The organism is Kitasatospora cystarginea, assembly GCF_039533515.1.
In the GTDB taxonomy this organism is placed as follows: Bacteria; Actinomycetota; Actinomycetes; order Streptomycetales; family Streptomycetaceae; genus Kitasatospora; species Kitasatospora cystarginea.
Genome location: NZ_BAAATR010000150.1, coordinates 1 through 1,694 on the forward strand (window position 1 = coordinate 1; position 1,694 = coordinate 1,694).

2 protein-coding genes are annotated in these 1,694 nt (G+C 71.2%); one reads left to right on the forward strand and one right to left on the reverse strand.

The genetic code is table 11. From position 1 onward, the window contains the following. Nucleotides 1-29: 29 nt before the first annotated feature. A complete protein-coding gene (locus ABD369_RS40480) occupies nt 30-881 on the reverse strand; it encodes a LysR family transcriptional regulator (protein WP_344641643.1) in 852 nt (283 codons plus the stop codon). A gap of 95 nt (nt 882-976) precedes the next feature. Between ABD369_RS40480 and ABD369_RS40485 the strand changes: the two genes are divergently transcribed. Then, nucleotides 977-1,694: SDR family NAD(P)-dependent oxidoreductase (locus ABD369_RS40485; RefSeq protein ID WP_344641644.1), on the forward strand; the 718-nt coding region annotated here is incomplete at its 3' end.

Here is a 1,694-nt window from a genome sequence, read left to right on the forward strand (position 1 = left end):
TAGGTGGAACCTGGCCAGGCGTGTTGGAACTACCGGAGACGGGTCGCAGTCCGGACAAGGCCGGCGACGGCTCTGGACCGACTGTGCGGCGGCCAGGCGATCACGGTGGTGACTTTCGGCGCGTCCAGCACGGGCACGGCGGCGAGGTCACCGTGCAGTTGATCTCGGCACGACTCCGGTGAGACCGCGCAAGCACGGCCGAGCGCGACGAGCTGCAACAACTGCGCGTGGTCGCGGACCTGCGGGCCGGGGCCGGGCGGGTAGGTGCCGTCGGGGTCGGGCCAGCGCGGCAGGGGCAGGCCGGGCAGCCCGGTGATGTCGGCCATGTGCACATGGGTCCGGACGGTGAGCGGATGCCCGGCCGGCAGGACCACAACCTGGCCCTCCGTGCTGAGCTCTTCGGTGTGGAACCCGGCCGTCGAGTCGAACGGCCGGTGCAGCAGCGCCACGTCGGCCCGGCCCTCGCGCAGAAGTCGTTCCTGCTCGGCCGGGCCGCACAGGATGACGTCGACGGGGACAGCGCCGGGTTCGGCGGCGTACGCGTCCAGCAGTTTCGCCAGCAGTTCGCGGGACGCGCTGGCCTTCGCGACCAGGACCAGGCCGGGACGGCCGGTCGCGGAAAGGGCGGCGCGGCGGGTCCGGCGCTCGGCCGCTTCGACCGCGTCGAGGGCCGCCCGGCCCTCGACCAGCAGCACCGAGCCGGCTTCGGTCAGCGTGACTGTGCGGCTGGTCCGATCCAGCAGCGCTGCCCCGAGTCGGCGTTCGAGCTGCTGCATCGCCCGTGACAGAGGCGGCTGTGCGATCCCGAGCCGCTGCGCGGCGCGCCCGAAGTGCAACTCTTCGGCGACAGCGACGAAGTAGCGCAGTTCCCTGGTCTCCATCCGGCCACGGTACTCCGGATCAATACCTGGAAGGTATCGTTGCCCACCCAATCGGTCTTGGACCCCCGCCGGGGTCCGAGAGCAGCATGGTTCCCATGAGCGAACGAACGATTGCGCTGGTCACCGGCGCAAACAAGGGAATCGGCTACGAGATCGCCGCAGGCCTGGGCGCCCTCGGCTGGAGCATCGGCGTCGGCGCCCGCGACGATCAGCGCCGCAAGGCCGCGGTGGAGAGACTGCGCGCGGCCGGCGTCGACGCGTTCGGCGTACCCCTGGACGTGACCGACGACGCGAGCGCGACCGCCGCCGCACGGCTGATCGAGGAACAGGCCGGGCGCCTCGACGTGCTCGTCAACAACGCCGCCATCACAGGCGGCACGCCCCAGGAGCCCACCCGCGTCGACCCCGCCACCATCCGCACGGTCGTGGAGACCAACGTCATCGGCGTCATCCGCGTCACCAACGCGATGATGCCGCTGCTGCGCCGCTCCGCCTCACCGCGGATCGTGAACATGTCCAGCAGTGTCGGCTCCCTCACCCGGCAGTCAGGGACGGCTGGTGAGCTGACCACAGGTCCAGTGGCCGTGGCGTACTCGCCGTCGAAGACGCTCCTGAATGCCGTCACCCTCCAGTACGCCCGGGAGCTGAGCGGCACGAACATCCTGATCAACGCCGGCTGCCCCGGCTACGTCGCGACCGACCTCAACGGCTTCCGGGGCGTGCGCACCCCCGAACAGGGCGCGGCCATCGCCATCAAACTCGCGACCCTGCCCGACGACGGCCCGACGGGCCAGTTCTTCGAGGACGCCGGCG